This window comes from Helicobacter anatolicus (assembly GCF_021300615.1).
Taxonomy (GTDB): Bacteria; Campylobacterota; Campylobacteria; order Campylobacterales; family Helicobacteraceae; genus Helicobacter_H; species Helicobacter_H anatolicus.
On record NZ_JAJTMY010000012.1, the window covers coordinates 1 to 1,410 of the forward strand.

Consider the following 1,410-nt stretch of genomic DNA (forward strand, 5'->3'; position numbering starts at 1 on the left):
AACTTTGTTGGTTTGCTGGAGAAACCCTAACATCTAAGTGATCTACAAAGTAAGTGGTGTAGCTAGTATTACTACTTGTTTCCATAGTACTTGTTACTTTACCATTTCTATCTGTAATTTGAGAGGCAAGATAGGTTTGGAATATATCAAAACCTTGTAAAACAGCTATGGTATCTAGTTTTACTAATGGAGTGTTATTAGTGTCACCATTTTTCACTGTAAATACTGCAATATTGCCTTCTGTTTCTGTGCCCTTGCCTGTTTTATGACTTAGAGATTTTGCATCTGTATCTGCATCATAAAGTACTTGGATATATTCTTGTAAGCCATTAGTTTTAGCATTATCTACAATGATTCTATCACTATATACATGGCCATAAGTACCACTTTCACCATTTCCATCACTTGCATTTTTTGCATTGATTTTACCTAGAGTGGCGTTATTTTGATCTGCATTTGCATTTACATAGACTCTAAAGAGTGCGTTTTGTCCATCTAAACCTGTGGTAGTTTCTGTAGATTGAGCTCCACTATCAGGTTCAGTTTTACTTACCACGCCAATACTTAAAAGGTTAAAATCTTCTCTTCTTTTACGCAATGCATTATTATCATTTCCATAACTTCCTAAGTCAATTACAGTATTACTTTGTGCAAAAGTATTTATGAGTGTTTCTTCGCGATTTAAATCTACATTTTTGATGCTTAGATTTTGTAAAGTTACAGAGCTATCAATAAAGAATTTTGAACCTTTTTCCATTACAAGAGTGATGCTTGTCTTATCAAGTGAGTTTGCACCATTTTGTGTCTTTAAGAGATTGCTAAAATCAAATCCACCAAAGAATGCTGAATTTGTTTTTAAGGTTACATCAAACTCTGCATGTTTTTCTTTATTAGCACTACTTCTTTCTAGTGCTACAACATCACCTACAAGTAGACCTTCTATTACAATTGTGTCTTTGAAAGTGCCATTGTTTGTGCGATTTGTTGTGAGAGTGAGGATTGGATCTGTCTCTTTTGAAATAAAGTAATTTTTATAAGTATTAAGGAAAGAAATATTTTCACCATTAGAGTTTGTAATCGTTTTATCTTTTAGTGTGAGTTTGATACCATCTTGATAAGTTACACCTAGGACTTTGGAATTTGCATTGGTAGTGTCTGTAGAATTAGCAAAGCTGTCTTTGCCACTATTACCTTCTTTTACTCCATCTTTCATCGCACTTATATCATTACCATTTGCAAAGATAAAAGTAGTTTGATTTGCATTATCTTTTCCATCCCAAATGTAATTATTGTTTTCATCAAATCTCCCTCCATAAGTAATATTTGCACCTACATTAACCTGACCTTGAACAACAATATTAACTTTACTTTGATCTCCAGCATTAATTACATTAAACATAGAAGCGCCTA

The 1,410-nt window shown here is 32.8% G+C and carries 1 pseudogene; it reads right to left on the minus strand.

Annotated elements, in window-relative coordinates:
* A pseudogene (locus LW133_RS07345) lies at positions 1-1,399 on the minus strand (hypothetical protein); the annotation flags it as partial.
* Positions 1,400-1,410 lie beyond the last annotated feature (11 nt).